Below are 15531 nucleotides of genomic sequence, written 5' to 3' on the forward strand. Positions count from 1 at the left end.
GTGACCGCGCCGCCGGTGGTGCTCGTTTCCATGCCGTTCCTCGAAGCCGATCGGCCGTCCATCCAGCTCGGCCTGCTCAAGGCGATCGCGGGGCAGCACGGGTTTCCCGTGCGCACCCTGCACGCCAACCTCGACTTCGCCGTGCGGGTCGGGCTCGACCACTACCGGCGGCTCGCCGACCACCGCGGGCGGCAGATCGGGGACTGGCTGTTCTCCGTCGAGGCGTTCGGCGACGCCGCGCCGGACCCCGACGGGAAGCTGCTCGACGAGCTCGGCGCCGAACTGTCCTACTTGGACGGTCCGGAGCGGCTGCTCGCCGTGCGCGACCAGGATGTTCCCGCCTACCTCGACGCCGTCGCCGACGAACTCGACGGCGTTCCGGTCGTCTGCTTCAGCTCGACGTTCCAGCAGAACGCGGCGTCGTTCGCGCTCGCCCGGCGACTGAAAGCGCGCGATCCGGGCGTCGTCACCGTGTTCGGCGGGGCCAACTTCGAAGGGGAGATGGGCCTGGAGCTGGTGCGGTCCGTCGGCTGCGTCGACCTCGCCGTGCTCGGCGAGGGCGACGTCGCCTTCCCCCGGCTGCTCGGCGCTCTCGCGAACGGCACCGACCCGGGCGTGATCCCCGGCGTCGCCCGGCGGGTCGGCGACGACGTCGTCGCCACCCCCGCCGAGCCGCCGCACGAGCGGCTCGACGAGCTGCCCGTGCCGGACTACGACGAGTACTTCGCGCGCGCGGCGCGGCTCGGCCTGCCGACCGAGCACGTCGCGCTCCCGTTCGAGTCGGCGCGGGGGTGCTGGTGGGGCGCCAAGCACCACTGCACGTTCTGCGGGCTCAACGGGACCACGATGCGTTTCCGCGCCAAGTCGGCGGACCGGGTGCTCGGCGAGCTGGACGAGCAGGCGCGCCGCTACCGCACCTTCCGGTTCGACGCCGTCGACAACATCCTCGAACCGGGCTACCTCAAGGAGCTGCTGCCGGCCCTCACCGAGGCGGGCCGCGAGTACCAGATCTTCTACGAGGTCAAGGCGAACCTGACCCGCGCGCAGCTGAAACTGCTCGCCCGGGCCGGGGTCACGCAGCTGCAACCGGGCCTGGAGTCGCTGAGCTCCGCCGTCCTCCGGCTGATGGACAAGGGCGTCCGCGCCGCCCAGAACGTCAACCTCCTGCGGTGGGCCCGCTACTACGGCATCGGCGTCGGCTGGAACATCCTGTGGGGGTTCCCGGGCGAGCCGGCCGAGGAGTACGCCGCGCAGGCGGCCGCCGTCCCGCACCTCGTCCACCTCCAGCCGCCGGCCGGAGCGAACCGGCTGTGGCTGGAGCGGTTCAGCCCGCTCTTCACCCAGCCCGGCCGGTTCCCGCAGCGGGCGCGCGAGCCCGAATCCAGCTACCGCCACGTCTATCCGTCCACGGTGGACATCGACCGGGTCGCCTACTTCTTCGACTACGCACCGGACGACGAGCTGCCACCCGAGGTCTACACCCCCTTGACGGACGCGGTGGCGGCGTGGACGGCCGCCTGGGAGGCGAAGCAGCCGCCGGTGCTGGTGTACCGCTGTGCCCCCGGCTTCCTGCAGATCTACGACGGGCGCCACCCCGAGACCCACGGCACCTACACCTTCCGCGACACGCTCGCCGACGTCTACCTGGCCTGTGTGGACCGCCCGCGGACCGCCGCGGCCGTGCACCGCGAACTCGGTCTCACGGTGCCGGTTTCGGCCGTGGAAAAGGTTTTCCGCGGGTTCGGCGACCGCGGGCTGATGTTCCTCGACGGCACGCTCGCCCTGTCGCTCGCGCTGCCCGCGACGCCCGGCCGCTGACGCGTATCAGAGCCGCCGCCCGCGTCTCTGTCCTTCGCCGGTGCCGAGTTCGACGAGAGGCGCGTGACATGGATCCGTCGGTCATCGTGGCGACGGCGAACGCCGCGGCGGAGCGCCTCGCCGGCTGGACGCCGTGGGCCTTCACGTGGGGGAGGCTCGAACGGGGGCACTGCACGATCTTCGCGGGCGCCCGGTGGACGCTCTTCCCCGACGGGACCGCCGCCTTCGACGGCACCGTGGCCGCCGAACCCGGCCGCGCCTGGGTGATCTGGCACGTCGACCTCCTCGACGCGCGGGGGAGCGTCCTGGGCTCGCTGGCCACCGAGCACCCGGTCGAGGGGGACTGGCGCAAGTTCGTCCAGACGATGCCGGGCGGCGCGGACCACCACCGGTTCCGCGCCTGGGCGAACTTCGACGCCGGCCTGTGGGACGCCATCGCGTCCTTGCGGATGCACTGGAGCTGCTGACGCGGTGCGTTCGAAACGCCCCGGTGCGGAGCGGGTTCGAGCGAGAAAGATCACTCGCGTGCCGGACCGTCCGCTCCGGTCGCGCATGATGGTCGGACATGGTCGAAGAGTTCCGCTTGCGCTCGGTCGCCGCGGCGGCGTACGGGCCGGCCGCCCTGTTCGGGCTGTCCGAGGGAGCCGTGCTGCCGGTCATCGCGCTGAGCGCGATCGACCGCGGGGCGAGCACCTCGACGGCCGCGCTGATCGCCGCGTTGCTCGGGGTCGGGTCGCTCGCCGCGAACATCCCGGCCGGGATGCTCGCGACGCGGATCGGGGAACGCCGGTCGATGCTCGTGGCGGCGGCCGTCATGGTCGCGGGCCTGCTGGTCTGCCTGGTCGACCTGGGTCACGGGCCGTGGTCGCTGCTGCTCTACGGCTGCGGGGTCGTGCTGATCGGGGCGGCCGCCGCGGTCTACGGCCTGGCCCGCCAGACCTACCTGACCGAGATCGTGCCCCTGCACATGCGCGCCCGGGCGCTGTCGACGCTGGGCGGGAGCATGCGGATCGGCGTCTTCCTCGGGCCGTTCGCCGGGGCCACGGCGATGCAGTTCGCCGGGCTGCCCGGCGCGTACTACGTGAGCCTGGCCGCGATCTTCGCGGCGGGCGCCCTGGTGCTGCGGGTTCCCGACCTGGAGGTCACCGCGGACGAGCGGGCGGCCGCGTCCGCGGTGACGACGCGGGGAATGCTCAAGCAGCGGTGGCGGGTGTACGCCACGCTCGGTGCCGGAGTCCTGTTGCTGTCGGCGATCCGCCAGACCCGCCAGACGGTGGTGCCGCTGTGGGCGGCGCACATCGGCCTGTCGCCGACGACCAGTTCGATCATCTACGGCGTCGCCGGAGCCGTCGACGCGCTGACGTTCTACCCGGCCGGCAAGGTGATGGACCGCTACGGACGGCGCTGGGTGGCCGTGCCCGCGACGCTCGTGCTGGGCGTGTCCTTCCTCGTGATGCCGCTCGCCGCCGGCGCCGGGCTGCTGACGGTGGCGGCCATGGTGATGGGCTTCGGCAACGGCATCGGGTCGGGCATCGTGATGACGCTCGGCGCCGACGTGTCGCCGTCGGTGGGGCGGCCGACGCACATCGGGATCTGGAACGAGCTGGCGGACATCGGCACCGGGGTGGGCCCGCTGATCCTGTCCGCGGTGACGGCGCTGGCCGGCCTCGGCGCCGGGATCGTGGCGAGCGGCGTGGTCGGGTTCGCGGCGGCCGCGGCGCTGTGGAGATGGATCCCGAGACCACACCACGCCGGCGCGGACCGCTCGGCCCCCTCCTAGGGCCTGTATCGAAGTCGGTCAGAGCCATTCGTCGATCGCGGCGATGTGGACGGTGGCTTCGTAGCGGACGGCGAGCTTGTCGTGGCGAGTGGCGGCCGCGCGGTGGCGTTTGAGGGACACTCGGATCCCGGCCAGGACCGGAACGAACTGCGGGCTGTCGCCACGCTGGCCGGCGGTCAGCACGATCGACAACGGCTTCTGCCCCTGCTCGCATCCCAGATGCAGCTTCGTGGTCAACCCGCCTCGGCCAGGGCCTGCAGAGCAGTCACGATCGTCTGCCGGACACCGCTTGCTCCACAACGAAAGCCGACCCTAATAGCGTCAAATCAGCACGACCTGCCGGGATCGACTTCGATACAGGCCCCAGCGGTCGGTCAGACGGTAGCGCCCTGCAGGGCGAGCAGGCTCTCCGCGGTCTCGGTGATGGTGTCGGCGATCGGGCGAGGCGACCAGCCCAGCAGCCGCCGGGCTTTGTCCGAGGTGGCGTCGTAGTTGCGGCCCAGCTGGGGGCGGAGGAGGCGCAGTCCCGGGTTGACGCGGGCGAGGGCGCGCGCCGTCCACACCGGGAGTTCGCGGGTGGGCACCTTCGCGGCCCGGTCGCCGAGGCGGTCGCGCAGGATCGCCGCGATTTCGCGCACCCACAGGCTGCGCCCGGAGATCGCGAGGAACCGCTCGCCCGCCGCGGCCGGGTCGGTCATCGCCCTCAGGTGCAGGTCCGCGACGTCGCGGACGTCCACGTAGCCCATGCCGAACTTCGGCAACGCGGGCAGCTCACCGTCTAGCATCCGCCGCACCAGGCCGAGCGACGGCGAATAGTCGGGGCCGAGGACCGGTCCGAGCACGCCCACCGGGTTTACGACGGCCAGCTCCAGCCCGCCGTGCTCGGCGACGAACTGCCACGCGGCCTTTTCGGAGAGCGTCTTGGACTTCTGGTAGGGCGCGACGCCCGCGTCCACATCGGTCCAGTCCTCTTCGGTGAACACCCGCGACTTCTCGGGGTGCCCCATCCCCACCGCCCCGAACGCCGAGGTCAGCACGACCCGCTTCACGCCGGCCTCGCGGGCGGCGCGCAGCACGCGCAGGACGCCGTCCCGGGCGGGCACGACCATCTCGTCGTCGCTCTTCGGCACGCTGGTGAGCGTGGGCGAGGCGACGTGCAGCACGTAGTCGCACCCCTCGACCGCCTCGCGCCAGCCGGTGTCCTGCCGCAGGTCCGCCCGCAGCACGGTCAGCTTCGCGTCCTCGGGCGCCCCGCCGGCGCGCAGCATCTCACGCACCGCGGGCTCCTTCTTCGGGTCGCGCACCGTCGTGCGGACCGTGTGCCCGTCCGCCAGCAGGGCGAGCACACACCAGCTGCCGAGATAGCCGGAGCCGCCGGTGACCAGTACTTCAGCCATGGGAAAGAACCTCGCAAAGATCGGAATGGAGTTTGCCGCGACGCGCGTCTAGACTTCCGGAGAGCTCTCCGCATACGTTAGTGGAGAGTTCTCCGGATAGCAAGGACGGCACATGGTTCGCTCGGACGCGCGGGAAAATCGGGCCCGCATCCTGCAGGTCGCCCGCGAGGCCTTCGCCGAGGGGAGTGACGTCTCGATGAACCGGATCGCGCAGCTCGCCGGCGTGGGGCCCGGCACGCTGTACCGCAACTTCCCGACTCGCGAGGCGCTCGTCCTGGCCATCTACCAGGACGAAGTCGACCGGCTCATCGGATCCGTCCCCGAGCTGCTCGCGGAACTGGCTCCGCTGGAAGCGCTGCGGCGGTGGACCGTCGAGCTGGTGGCGGCCATGCGGAAGAAGCACGGCCTGGGCGACGCGCTCAGCCCCGGCGCGCACCAGACGATCACCGAGCAGACCTACGGCCCGGTGATCGCCGCCATCACGCGGCTGCTCGACGCGGGCAAGGCCGGTGGCACCATCCGCCCCGACGCCGACCCCCGCGACTTCCTGCAGCTCACCGGTGCACTCTGGCGCGCCGCTTCGGGGCCGGAAGACCGGTCTGCGTCGATGCTGGCCCTCATCCTCGACGGCCTGAGCGCGCGCCGGTGAGCCCGCTCACTCGAAGAACTTGAGGCTCCAGCCGGTGTCGGTGGTCGCGCCCGGGACGTTGGCGCGGCGGTACGTCGTCGAGCCCCACCAGCAGAACGATCCCGTGTACCAGTAGCGGTTGGCCCACGAGTACGGCGTGCCCTTGGGGACGGCGTGGAACATCAGCGGGAACTTCGGCCCGGCGGGCGGGCTCGTCGCGATGTCGCCGTTCAGCAGGACGAAGCTGTGGCTGCCCGGGCCGTCGACGTAGAGCGTCGGGTCCCAGCCGGCCATCATCGTCTCGCGGTGGGAGCCGAAGAGGCAGCCGTTCGACTTGTACCAGTCCCAGACGTACGTCGGGTCGCCGCCGGCGCGCAGGCGGATCTCGGCGAGGCAGTACTGGTCGCTCCAGCTGCCGTTGGCCGAGTAGGCGATGTGCAGCTGCCCGCCGGGGTCCTTGATCGGCACGGGCGCCTCGTTGATGAAGGGGTTGCCCACCACGCGTTCCCAGCTCTCGCGCGGCTGGGAGATGATGAACCGCGCCCCGGTCGGCGTCGTCGGGCTGCTCATCCGCGCGAGGTAGAGGTTCTGCTCGACGTTGGTGTCCCCGGCCCAGCCCGACCAGACGAACCACCGCTGCCCGCCGAAGGTGAACAGCGTGCCGTCGATGGCCCACTTGCCGTCGGGCAGCGCCAGCTGGGTCTCGGCGGTGTAGCCGCTGTCGGCGACGGCGGAGCTGATCACGTACATCCGGTGCGCCGCACCGGTTCCGGCGGAGAAGTAGACGTAGAACCGGCCGCCGTCGAGGACGATCTCCGGGGCCCACACCTCGCCGCGGCCGCGGCTGTCCGACCAGATCCGCCGGGCGGGGGCGCTCGCCAGGCCGTCGGGGGAGGTGGCCTGCCGCGCGACGATCCCGCCTCCGGACGACTGCACGGCGACGTAGGTGGAACCGACCCGGAGGACGCTGGGATCGGCCGCCCGCAGCGCGGTCTGACCGGCTTGCGCGGCCGGCGCGATGAGCGCGGCGAAGAGGGCGAAAACGACGGCGAGACAAGAGAGTTTCATGACCACATCCCTCGGTCGATCCGGGACCGTCGGCCAGGATCACCCGTGACCGGGCGCGGCCGGTAGGGCCGCGGGATCTTGCTCGATCCAGATCGGCCGAAATTGGTCTGAACCGGTGAGGTCCCGGTCAGCGGATCCGGAGGCTCGGCGCCGTCCCGCCGCGGCGAGGTGCGATCATGCCCCGGTCGACCACCCGGCCCCGCGGAGGACATCGATGACTGCACCGGCTCGCGACGCGCTCGTGGCGGTGGCCACCCTGCTGGCACCGGACGTCCCGCGGGTGGCCGCCCGCGCGGCGGCCGCCCACGACGACCCCGCCGCCTACGTGCTGGAGCACGCGGACCGGCTCGACGACCGCGGCATCGACGAGCCTTTCCCCGGCCTGCCGTGGATCGCGCTGGTGGACGCGCTGGCCGACCACGGCCTGCTGGCCGAAGTCGACTGGAAGGAAGCCCCCGGCGAGATCGCCGCCCGGCTGCGGGAGCTGCGTTCCGCGCCGCGGACGGACGAGCTGTGGACGTCGCTGGGGGAGAGCGACCTGCCGACGTACGAGTTCCTCGAGGCGGCGGGGGACCGGCTGGCCGGGACCGGCACCGCGCTCGCGGTCCTCGACATCGAGTCCGACTGCTACCCGCTGGTTCTCGTGCCGTCCGCTCGGGCCGACGACCTCGTGGCGCTCGCCGAGGCGGCCGGGTTCGCGGCCGCCGCGCTCGGTCGCGCCCGGCGTTCCGGCACCGTTGAAACGTAGAAACGACCGCGTTGACTTGTTCAGCAGGCTCGTAGTAGTTTCGCCGAACGCGGAGTTGAAACGTTTCGATCAGGAGGGCGCGCATGAAGGTCGCCGTGCTCGTCACCTGCATCAACGACTCGCTCTTCCCGGACACGGGCAAGGCGGTGTTCCGGCTGCTGCGCCGCCTCGGCGTGGACGCGGACTTCCCCGAGGCCCAGACCTGCTGCGGCCAGCCGATGGTCAACACCGGCTACCTCGACGAGGCCGTGCCCGTGGTGCGCGCCTTCGCGCGGGCGTTCGCGGGCTACGACTACATCGTCACGCCGTCCGGTTCCTGCGCGGGCTCGGCACGCCACCAGCACGGCCTGGTCGCGCGCCGGGCCGGTGATCCCCGGCTGGCCGAGAGCGGGCCGAAGGTCTACGAGCTGAGCGAGTTCCTCGTCGACGTCCTCGGCCTGACCGACGTGGACGCCTACTTCCCGCACCGCGTCACCTACCACCCGACCTGCCATTCGCTGCGCATGCTCGGCGTCGCCGACAAACCCCTGCGCCTGCTGCGGAAAGTGCGCGGGCTCGACCTCGTCGACCTGCCCGCCGCCGAGGAGTGCTGCGGCTTCGGCGGCACCTTCGCGCTCAAGAACGCCGAGACGTCCACCGCAATGGGCTCGGACAAGGCCCGGCACGTCCGGGCCACCGGCGCCGAGGTGCTCGTCGCCGGCGACAACTCGTGCCTGCTGCACATCGGCGGCCTGCTGTCGCGGCAGCGCTCCGGGGTCCGCGTGCTGCACCTGGCCGACGTGCTGGCTTCGACCGAGGGGGACGCGTGAGTGCCACGTTCGTCGGCATGCCGGCCTTCCCCGCCGCGGCCCGGGAAGCGCTTGCCGACACCCAGCTGCGCCGCAACCTCGCCCACGCCACCGGCACGATCCGCGCCAAGCGCGCGGCCGTCGTCGGCGAGGTGGCCGAGTGGGAGGAACTGCGTCTCGCGGGCGCGGCGATCAAGGACAACACCCTGCGTCGCCTCGACGAGCATCTGCTGACGCTCGAAGCCGCCCTGCAGGCCGGGGGAGCGACCGTCCACTGGGCCCGCGACGCCCAGGAGGCCTGCGACATGGGGCGCGCCGACTTCGGCTTCGAGCCTGCGGATCTGCTTGGACAGCGTCGGCTGGCTGATGAAGAGCTTGGTGGCGGCCCGCCCGAAGTGCAGTTCGTCGGCGACGGTGACGAAGTACCGCACCAGCCTGAGGTCGAGGTCCATGCGGGCCTTCCGGCGCGAAGGGGAGTGAGGCAGTGCGCCAACGATGCCACCGCGGCTATCGATTCGTACACAACAGGTCTTGGACGGCGGGGCCGCGGGTCGTGTTGGCTTCGGGAAAGCTCGCACCAACTGGAGGATCCGATGGCCGACCCGGGCACCCCTGTCGTGTTCATCCACGGGCTGTGGCTGCACGCCACCTCGTGGACCCCCTGGATCGACCACTTCCGGGCGGCGGGGTACGCGCCGATCGCCCCGGGCTGGCCGCACGAGCCCGAAACCGTCGAACAGGCCCGGGCGAACCCGGACGCCGTCGCCGACATCTCGATCGACGACGCCACCGGCCACTACGCGTCGATCATCGAGGGCCTCGAACGGCCCCCGGTGATCATCGGCCACTCCTTCGGCGGCCTGATCACCGAGAAGCTGCTGGGCCAGGGCATCGGCCTCGCCGGTGTCGCCATCGACCCCGCGCAGATCAAGGGCGTCCTGCCCCTGCCGCTGGCGCAGCTGCGGGCCGGCCTGCCGGCGCTGGGCAACCCCGCCAACCTGCACCGGGCCGTTTCGCTGACCGAGAAGGAGTTCCGGTTCGGCTTCGGCAACGCGCTGACCGACGAGGAGTCCTCGGAGCTCTACCGGCGCTGGACCATCCCATCGCCGGCCCGGCCGCTGTTCCAGGCCGCGGCCGCCAACTTCGTGATGCACTCCCAGGCCAAGGTCGACACGCACCGCGAAGACCGCGGCCCGCTCCTGCTGATCTCCGGCACCGCGGACCACACCGTCCCGGACGTCGTCACCCGTTCGACGCTCAAGCAGTACCGGGACTCCACCGCCGTCACCGAGCTGAAGCAGTTCGAGGGCCGGGGCCATTCGCTCACCGTCGACAGCGGCTGGCGCGAGGTCGCCGACTCCGTGCTCGGCTGGCTGCGCGAGCACGGGATCTAGGCGCGTGGACCTCGGATTGGACGGCGCGGTCGCCGTCGTCACCGGCGCCAGCCGGGGGATCGGCCTGGCCGTCGCCCAGACCCTCGCCGCCGAGGGGGCCCACGTCGTGGCCGGCGCCCGCGAGCCCGGGCCGGACCTGGATGCCCTCGCCCGGGCCGGGAAGGCGCACACCCTGGCCGTGGACCTCGGCACCGCCGAGGGGCCGGGCCGGCTCGCGGAGCTGGCGCTGACCGAGTTCGGGCGGATCGACGTCCTGGTCAACAACGTCGGTGCCGTCACGCCGAGGCCGAACGGCTTCCTGCTGGTCACCGACGACGAGTGGAGCCGTTCGCTGACCTTGAACCTCCTCAGCGCGATCCGCGCCACGCGAGCCGTGCTGCCGGCGATGGTGACCGCCGGTCGCGGGAGCATCGTCACGATCGCCTCGATCAACGCGAGCCTGCCCGATCCCGGCGTCATCGACTACAGCGCGGCGAAGGCCGCTTTGATCAACTTCACCAAGTCGGTGTCGAAGGAGTTCGGCCCGCACGGGATCCGCGCCAACGCGATCAACCCGGGCCCGGTCGCGACGCGGTTGTGGCTCGGCAGCGGCGGCGTCGCCGAAACCATCGCCGCCACCACCGGCGCGAACCCCGAGTCGGTCGCCGAGGAGGCCGCCGCCCACGCGGTGACCGGCCGCTTCACCCAGCCCGCCGAGGTCGCGAACCTCGCGGCCTTCCTGGCCAGCGACCGGGTGGCCGGCAACATCACCGGCGCCGCCTTCGCCATCGACGGCGGCTACTCCACCGAAACGCACTGACGGCCGAGCCGTGCGACCCTGACGGCATGACCGATCGGTCCGCGCCGCGGCGTGAACTGGAGCGCATCCGCGACGGCGGCGGCCCGGGCGCGGACCAGGGCCGCATCGCGCTGACGGCCGGCACGGCCGAGGACCGGCTGCGCGCGGCCATCCTCGCGTTGGCCACCGGGCGAGGTGCGAACAGCAGCACGTGCCCGTCGGACGCGGCGAGAGCGGTGGCCGCCGAGTGGCGGCCGTTGCTGCCGCAGGCCCGGGAGCTGGCGCGCTCGCTCGCCCGGACCGGCCGGGTGGAGCTGACCCAGCGAGGTCACACCCTCGACCCGGACGGTGAGTGGCGGGGGCCGATCAGGATCCGGCTGCCTCGGTCCGCATCGGAGTGAGGTCGTCCGGGACGACATCGACGCGGCCGGCCGACGCCGCACGCTAGCCGGGACTACGTCGACGCGGCGCGTTGGCCTGGGCGGGGCTCCCGGTGGCGAGCCTGGCTCGGGCGGCCCCGGTGGCGGTCGCCGCGCGGGTTTCGCGCGGCGCATCGGCCTGGTCGGCCGGGGCTTGCGGTGGTGGCGAGCCTGGCTCGGGCGGTCTCGGCGGCCAGTCGCCGCGCGAAACCCGCATCGGCCTGGTCGGCCTGGTCGGCCGGGGCTTGCGGTGGTGGTGAGTCCGGCTCGGGGCGGGTGCCGCGCGATGCCCGCGTCGAACCCGGCGCGCGGCGACCTGGTCGGTTGCGCCTCGAGCAGCGAGCCCGACTCGGGGCGGCCTCAGCGGATGGGCTCGCCGAACCAGCGGGCCAGGTGGTCGTCCAAGTCACGCTGGTGCTCGCCGGCCCAGGCGATGTAGCCGTCGGGGCGGACCAGGATCGCCGGGACCTCCAACGCGGCGGCGGGATCCGCGATCAGGTCGACCCGGTCCCACCAACCCTCGGCGGTCAGCCCTCCGGTGCGGTCGAGCAGCAGGCCGCGGCCCCGGCGCAGCCGCTCGTAGAGGCGGCCCTCGCCCAGCTCGATGTCGCGCACCCGGCGGCCGAGCAGGTCGGGGCCGGTGCCGAAGTCGTAGCGGACGCCGAGCGCGGTGATCTTCTCGATCAGGTACCGGTTCACCTCGTCGAAGCCCATCAGCTCGGTGACCAGCCGGCGCACCGCCCGCGGCCCCGGTTCGGCGGAGCTCAGCTCCACCTGGGCGCGGGTGTTGACCAGGACGTCCTCGGCGACCGGGTGGCGTTCGGCGTGGTAGGTGTCCAGCAGGGGTTCCGGCGCCCAGCCGCGGATCCGGCCGGCCAGCTTCCAGCCGAGGTTGACCGCGTCCTGCACCCCCAGGTTCAGGCCCTGGCCGCCGGCGGGCGGGTGGATGTGCGCCGCGTCGCCGGCCAGCAGGACCCGCCCGACCCGGAACCGCTCGGCCAGCCGGGTGGCGTCGCCGAAACGGGACAGCCAGCGCGGGGAATGCGCGCCGAAGTCCGTGCCGGTGAGGGCACGCAGCTGCACTTTGAAGTCTTCGAGGGTGGGCGGTTCCGCGCGGTCTTCGGCCGCTCCCGCGACCGGGACCACGGCGCGATAGACCCCTTCGCCGAAGGGCACGAGGCTGAACGCCCGGGCGGTCTCGCGGATTTCGGCCACCTTGGCGGCGATCTCCTCCGGCGGCGCCGTCAGTTCCAGTTCACCCATCAGCGTGTCATTCCGCGAAGGCTCGCCGGGGAAGCCGACGCCGAGCAGCTTGCGCACCGTGCTGCGCGCGCCGTCGCAGCCGACGAGGTACCGCGATCGCAGCCGCTCGCCGTCGGCCAGCTCGACGGTCACCCCCTCGTCGTCCTGCTCGAACTCGGCCACCGCGCGACCGCGCCGGATTTCCGCGCCCAGCCCGGCGGCGTGGTCCGCGAGCAGCCGATCGACAACCGGCTGCGGGATGCCCAGCAGGTACGCGTACGCGGAATCCAGGTCCGCGGGCGCGGGGGAGGGGATGGCGGCGAAGATTCCGCCGACCGGGCGCTGCCTCCCGCGTTCGAGCAAGCGGTCGAGCAGTCCGCGCATCGCCATGAGCTCGAGGCTGCGGACGTGCAGGCTGACAATGCGGACGACCGACGCGGGCTCGGTCTCCTTCTCCAGGACGAGCACCCGGACGTCGTGCAGCCGCAGCTCGGCGGCCAGCATCGCGCCGGTCGGCCCGCACCCGGCAATGATCACATCGACCATGAACCACCCATTCGCCCGACGGTCGCCGTGCGTCCCCGTCGTCAGGCGGGCGGCGGCCGCCAGTCTGCGGGACCCCGGGAGGCGTCGCAAGCGATATATGCTGAGGGCGGAGGGGACCGGCCGGGCAGAACGGAAACCCAGCTATGCCAGCGATCCACCACGTGGCGGTCGTCGTCGACGACCTCGAGCGGGCCGTCGGCTTCTACACGCGCGTGCTGGGCTTCCGGCTCTCGGCCGCCCGCCCCGGCACCCTCGGGCCCGGCGCCTGGCTGGACGTCGGCGACCAGCAGCTCCACCTCATCGAAGGAGCGCCGGGACCGGCGCGGGGGCAGCACTTCGCGGTGCTGGTGGCCGACCTCGACGCGGAGGTCCGCCGGCTGCGCGCCGACGGCTTCGAGGTGAGCGATCCGAAGCCCGTCGGCACCGCGCGCCAGTCGTTCCTCGCCGACCCCGCGGGGAACGCGATCGAGCTGCACGAGAAGTAGCTTTCGCGGCGGGCCGTGGTCCCGCGGCACCGAGAATGTCCTGACGGCGGAAGGGGTGCACGATGAAGCGGATGGTCCACGCTCTCGCCAGGGCCCTCACCGGATTCGGGTGGGTGCCGGTCCCGCCGTTCGGGCCCGGCGTGTCCATGCCGGTTCCGCGCCCGGTGACCGACGTCCCGAGCGTGCCGTTGTCGCCGCGGGAACGGGAAGAGTTCCGGCGGATCGTCGGCTGAGGAGTCCACAAAGGACTGACGTGGTTCAGGTCAGGGCGACCGGCGCCGTGCCTTCGAAGCGGTAGCCGATCCCGCGGACGGTCGTGATCGGGTCCAGGTGCGGCGCCAGCTTGGCCCGGAGCTTGCGCACGTGGACGTCGACGGTCCGGTCGTTGCCGTCCTGCCGCGGCCACAGCGCGGTCTTCAGCGCGGTGCGGGTGAAGACGCGGTCGGGGTGCGCGCGGAGGAACCGCAGCAGGTCGAACTCCAGCCGCGTCAGCTCGAGGTGCCTGCCCAGCAGGATCGCTCGCCGGGAGCCGGTTTCGATGTGCAGGACGGGATCCGGCACGAGCCGCAGGTGCGGCCGCCGCGGGGCGCCGGGCCGGGGTGACGTCGACGCTCGCCAGTCCGTCGAGCGCGGCCGCCAGCCGGGTGGCGACGAGGGCGGCGTCGCGGGCCGGGCCCGTGAGGTCGATCCGGATGGTCACGTCGAGCACCCCGGGGCGTTCCGGCTGGATCGTCATGGCGCGATTGTCGGTGCCGCGCGCGAAGAAGCGAAGCGCGCCCGCCGGGTGGAACGGCTTGACGCGCCGGGGCTCCGGGATCCCGGGAACCGGACGCGGCTGCCGGTCGAACTCTCCTGGAGCGGCGGCCGCCGCGGACGGGAATGTCGATCGACCGGAGCGAGGAGCGCACGGCCGAGCCGGTCGCGGCGCGGCCACGGCTCACCTGGGCGGCGATCCGGCCGCTGGTGCTGCGCCTGCACTTCTGGCGTTCCCGGCCCGGGCGATCGACGGGGTGCGCGTCGCGCTGCCGCCGGTCCGGACGGCCGGGTGGGGGCCGACGCTCTCATGGGGCTGGGGACCACCGTGATGCTGCTCGCGATGGTTTGAGCGAGGCGGCCGGCCGTCAAGCCGCGCGGTGCCGGCTGGCCGGCCTGCGCGGGAACCGGTTGCGCACCGGCGCGAGCGGCGCCGGGGCGTCGTGCTCCGGCAGCCGCACCTCGTCGTCCGTTCCGAGCGCGTCGGCGTTCAACGGTGCGGGCGCGGGCCGGCGCCGCTGCTCGCGGTGGACCACGAACATCAGCACCAGTCCCACGACCAGCAGGCTGTGGGTCAGCAGGCGCCCGGCGCCGACCTGGCCGTCGGACACGTCGATCACCGACGCCACCCCCAGTACCAGCGCGAAGCCGGCCACCAGCGGCAGCTGCGCCCCGGCGGTCCGGGGCCGCAAAGCCGCCCACAGCAGCCCGATGCCCAGCGCGAGGTTCCACGCCGCGCTCTCGTTGCTCAGGTGGACCGCGCCGGCGTGCGTGTCTCCCGGCACCAGGAACTCGGCGAACCCGAGCCCGGACTGGACGAGCCCGACCAGCCCCAGCGCGACCCGCGCCGCCCACTTCTCCCGGGACGGCAGGGGCGCCCGCTCGAGGATCGCGGTCGTGAGGTCGGGCACCGCGGGTGCCTGGCGCAGCATCGAGCGCCGCAGCCGCCGGGCCTGGTCCTGCCAGGCCCGGCACGCCCCACAGCCCCGCAGGTGGCGTTCCACTTCGGCTTCGGGCAACGGGCCGGTCTCGCCGTCCATCGCGGCCGAAAGCGATTCCCGGAAAAGTGCGCAGTCCACGAGTAGATAGTCGCTCATGTGCCCGGCCCGGTTCCAGCGGATCAGACGACGGCGCCGCGCCGGGGATACCCGCGTCTCCGTGACCGGCCCGGGGGCACTTTTCGCCCAGCGCGCGTCTAGCCGGCGTTCCAGACGGCTTCCGCGCGGTTCACGAAGTCGGCGCGGCTGCCCGCGGCGATCGCCCCGGCCCGGGTGCGGTAGCAGTCCAGCACCGCGTCGAACCCGGTCGCGCGCAGGAAGTCCCGCACGACGGGACGTTCGCCGGTCACCACGCGCAGCCGGTCGGCGCCGGTGCTGTCGTGGGCGGTGCGCACCTGCCGGACCCCGGCGACGGAGAGGAACCTCAGCTCGGAGAGGTCCAGGATCAGGACCTCCGGCCGGGGTTCGGCGGCCAGGACCCGCGCGGTCGCCTGCGCGAGCTTGGGGGTCGTGCCCGCGTCGAGCTCACCGGAGAGAGCGAGGACGACGACCCCGGGCGCACTGTGCGTCCGGACCACCAGAAGGCGTTCCGGCTGGAAGGAATCGGCCACGGCCACCACGCTCCGCTCAGCCTTCTGACGGCTCCGGCGCGGAGCCGTTCCGAAGTCGGCTACCCCGCGGCGCGGCCG

General features: G+C 72.9%; 18 protein-coding genes and 2 pseudogenes. 12 read left to right on the forward strand and 8 right to left on the reverse strand.

Features of this window, described 5'->3' with window-relative positions; translation table 11 throughout:
• From ABZ342_RS13580 to ABZ342_RS13590, 3 genes are all read left to right on the forward strand, one after another.
• On the forward strand, positions 1 to 1818 hold the full coding sequence (locus tag ABZ342_RS13580; RefSeq protein ID WP_360472387.1) for a RiPP maturation radical SAM C-methyltransferase: 1818 nt from the start codon (positions 1 to 3) through the stop codon (positions 1816 to 1818).
• 68 nt (positions 1819 to 1886) lie between these two features.
• Positions 1887 to 2285, forward strand: a complete 399-nt coding sequence (locus ABZ342_RS13585) for a DUF6294 family protein (RefSeq protein WP_155543075.1) — start codon at positions 1887 to 1889, stop codon at positions 2283 to 2285.
• A 98-nt stretch (positions 2286 to 2383) separates the two neighbouring features.
• The gene (locus ABZ342_RS13590; protein WP_360472390.1) at positions 2384 to 3598 is read left to right on the forward strand and encodes an MFS transporter; all 1215 of its coding nucleotides are present in this window, start codon (positions 2384 to 2386) and stop codon (positions 3596 to 3598) included.
• 111 nt (positions 3599 to 3709) lie between these two features.
• On the opposite strand, the pseudogene ABZ342_RS13595 reads toward ABZ342_RS13590, so the two are convergent.
• Both ABZ342_RS13595 and ABZ342_RS13600 read right to left on the reverse strand, forming a co-directional pair.
• Positions 3710 to 3844, reverse strand: a pseudogene (locus ABZ342_RS13595) (IS5/IS1182 family transposase); the annotation flags it as partial.
• A 128-nt stretch (positions 3845 to 3972) separates the two neighbouring features.
• Positions 3973 to 4995 carry an aldehyde reductase gene (locus ABZ342_RS13600; RefSeq protein WP_360472393.1) on the reverse strand — a complete coding sequence of 341 codons (1023 nt, stop codon included), beginning with the start codon at positions 4993 to 4995 and terminating at the stop codon, positions 3973 to 3975.
• 112 nt (positions 4996 to 5107) lie between these two features.
• Between ABZ342_RS13600 and ABZ342_RS13605 the strand changes: the two genes are divergently transcribed.
• On the forward strand, positions 5108 to 5644 hold the full coding sequence (locus ABZ342_RS13605; protein WP_360472395.1) for a TetR/AcrR family transcriptional regulator: 537 nt from the start codon (positions 5108 to 5110) through the stop codon (positions 5642 to 5644).
• A gap of 6 nt (positions 5645 to 5650) precedes the next feature.
• Here ABZ342_RS13605 and ABZ342_RS13610 read toward each other — a convergent pair whose 3' ends face one another.
• Positions 5651 to 6691: a glycoside hydrolase family 43 protein gene (locus ABZ342_RS13610; RefSeq protein WP_360472398.1), complete on the reverse strand. Its 1041-nt coding sequence runs from the start codon at positions 6689 to 6691 to the stop codon at positions 5651 to 5653.
• 214 nt (positions 6692 to 6905) lie between these two features.
• On the opposite strand from ABZ342_RS13610, the gene ABZ342_RS13615 reads away from it, so the two are divergent.
• Both ABZ342_RS13615 and ABZ342_RS13620 read left to right on the forward strand, forming a co-directional pair.
• Positions 6906 to 7439, forward strand: coding sequence for a DUF6630 family protein (locus tag ABZ342_RS13615; RefSeq protein WP_360472401.1), 534 nt, complete (start codon positions 6906 to 6908; stop codon positions 7437 to 7439).
• An 83-nt stretch (positions 7440 to 7522) separates the two neighbouring features.
• Positions 7523 to 8248, forward strand: coding sequence for a (Fe-S)-binding protein (locus tag ABZ342_RS13620; protein WP_360472404.1), 726 nt, complete (start codon positions 7523 to 7525; stop codon positions 8246 to 8248).
• Positions 8249 to 8541: 293 nt separating this feature from the next.
• On the opposite strand, the pseudogene ABZ342_RS13625 reads toward ABZ342_RS13620, so the two are convergent.
• Positions 8542 to 8679, reverse strand: a pseudogene (locus ABZ342_RS13625) (LysR family transcriptional regulator); the annotation flags it as partial.
• A 141-nt stretch (positions 8680 to 8820) separates the two neighbouring features.
• On the opposite strand from ABZ342_RS13625, the gene ABZ342_RS13630 reads away from it, so the two are divergent.
• From ABZ342_RS13630 to ABZ342_RS13645, 4 genes are all read left to right on the forward strand, one after another.
• Positions 8821 to 9621: an alpha/beta fold hydrolase gene (locus ABZ342_RS13630; protein ID WP_155543083.1), complete on the forward strand. Its 801-nt coding sequence runs from the start codon at positions 8821 to 8823 to the stop codon at positions 9619 to 9621.
• Positions 9622 to 9625: 4 nt separating this feature from the next.
• Positions 9626 to 10420: an SDR family oxidoreductase gene (locus ABZ342_RS13635; protein WP_360472407.1), complete on the forward strand. Its 795-nt coding sequence runs from the start codon at positions 9626 to 9628 to the stop codon at positions 10418 to 10420.
• Between the two features lie 26 nt (positions 10421 to 10446).
• Positions 10447 to 10800 (forward strand): DUF3253 domain-containing protein, encoded by a 354-nt coding sequence (locus ABZ342_RS13640; protein ID WP_360472410.1) that lies wholly within the window; start codon positions 10447 to 10449, stop codon positions 10798 to 10800.
• A 92-nt stretch (positions 10801 to 10892) separates the two neighbouring features.
• Positions 10893 to 11078 carry a hypothetical protein gene (locus ABZ342_RS13645; RefSeq protein ID WP_360472413.1) on the forward strand — a complete coding sequence of 62 codons (186 nt, stop codon included), beginning with the start codon at positions 10893 to 10895 and terminating at the stop codon, positions 11076 to 11078.
• Positions 11079 to 11178: 100 nt separating this feature from the next.
• On the opposite strand, the gene rox is transcribed toward ABZ342_RS13645, so the two are convergent.
• The gene (gene rox, locus ABZ342_RS13650) at positions 11179 to 12606 is read right to left on the reverse strand and encodes a rifampin monooxygenase (protein WP_360472416.1); all 1428 of its coding nucleotides are present in this window, start codon (positions 12604 to 12606) and stop codon (positions 11179 to 11181) included.
• Between the two features lie 143 nt (positions 12607 to 12749).
• Here rox and ABZ342_RS13655 point away from each other — a divergent pair, with 143 nt between their 5' ends.
• Positions 12750 to 13091, forward strand: coding sequence for a VOC family protein (locus ABZ342_RS13655; protein ID WP_360472419.1), 342 nt, complete (start codon positions 12750 to 12752; stop codon positions 13089 to 13091).
• A 62-nt stretch (positions 13092 to 13153) separates the two neighbouring features.
• Positions 13154 to 13324: a hypothetical protein gene (locus ABZ342_RS13660; RefSeq protein WP_360472422.1), complete on the forward strand. Its 171-nt coding sequence runs from the start codon at positions 13154 to 13156 to the stop codon at positions 13322 to 13324.
• Positions 13325 to 13349: 25 nt separating this feature from the next.
• Here ABZ342_RS13660 and ABZ342_RS13665 read toward each other — a convergent pair whose 3' ends face one another.
• The 3 genes from ABZ342_RS13665 to ABZ342_RS13675 all read right to left on the reverse strand — a co-directional run bounded on the left by ABZ342_RS13665 (position 13350) and on the right by ABZ342_RS13675 (position 15453).
• Complete coding sequence (locus ABZ342_RS13665; protein ID WP_360472425.1) at positions 13350 to 13652, reverse strand: winged helix-turn-helix domain-containing protein; 303 nt, start codon at positions 13650 to 13652, stop codon at positions 13350 to 13352.
• Between the two features lie 560 nt (positions 13653 to 14212).
• Positions 14213 to 14923 (reverse strand): zf-HC2 domain-containing protein, encoded by a 711-nt coding sequence (locus tag ABZ342_RS13670; RefSeq protein WP_360472428.1) that lies wholly within the window; start codon positions 14921 to 14923, stop codon positions 14213 to 14215.
• A gap of 116 nt (positions 14924 to 15039) precedes the next feature.
• Positions 15040 to 15453: an STAS domain-containing protein gene (locus tag ABZ342_RS13675; RefSeq protein ID WP_360472431.1), complete on the reverse strand. Its 414-nt coding sequence runs from the start codon at positions 15451 to 15453 to the stop codon at positions 15040 to 15042.
• Between the last annotated feature and the right edge of the window lie 78 nt (positions 15454 to 15531).

The sequence above is a fragment of the Amycolatopsis sp. NPDC005961 genome (genome assembly GCF_040629235.1).
Classification (GTDB): domain Bacteria; phylum Actinomycetota; class Actinomycetes; order Mycobacteriales; family Pseudonocardiaceae; genus Amycolatopsis; species Amycolatopsis camponoti.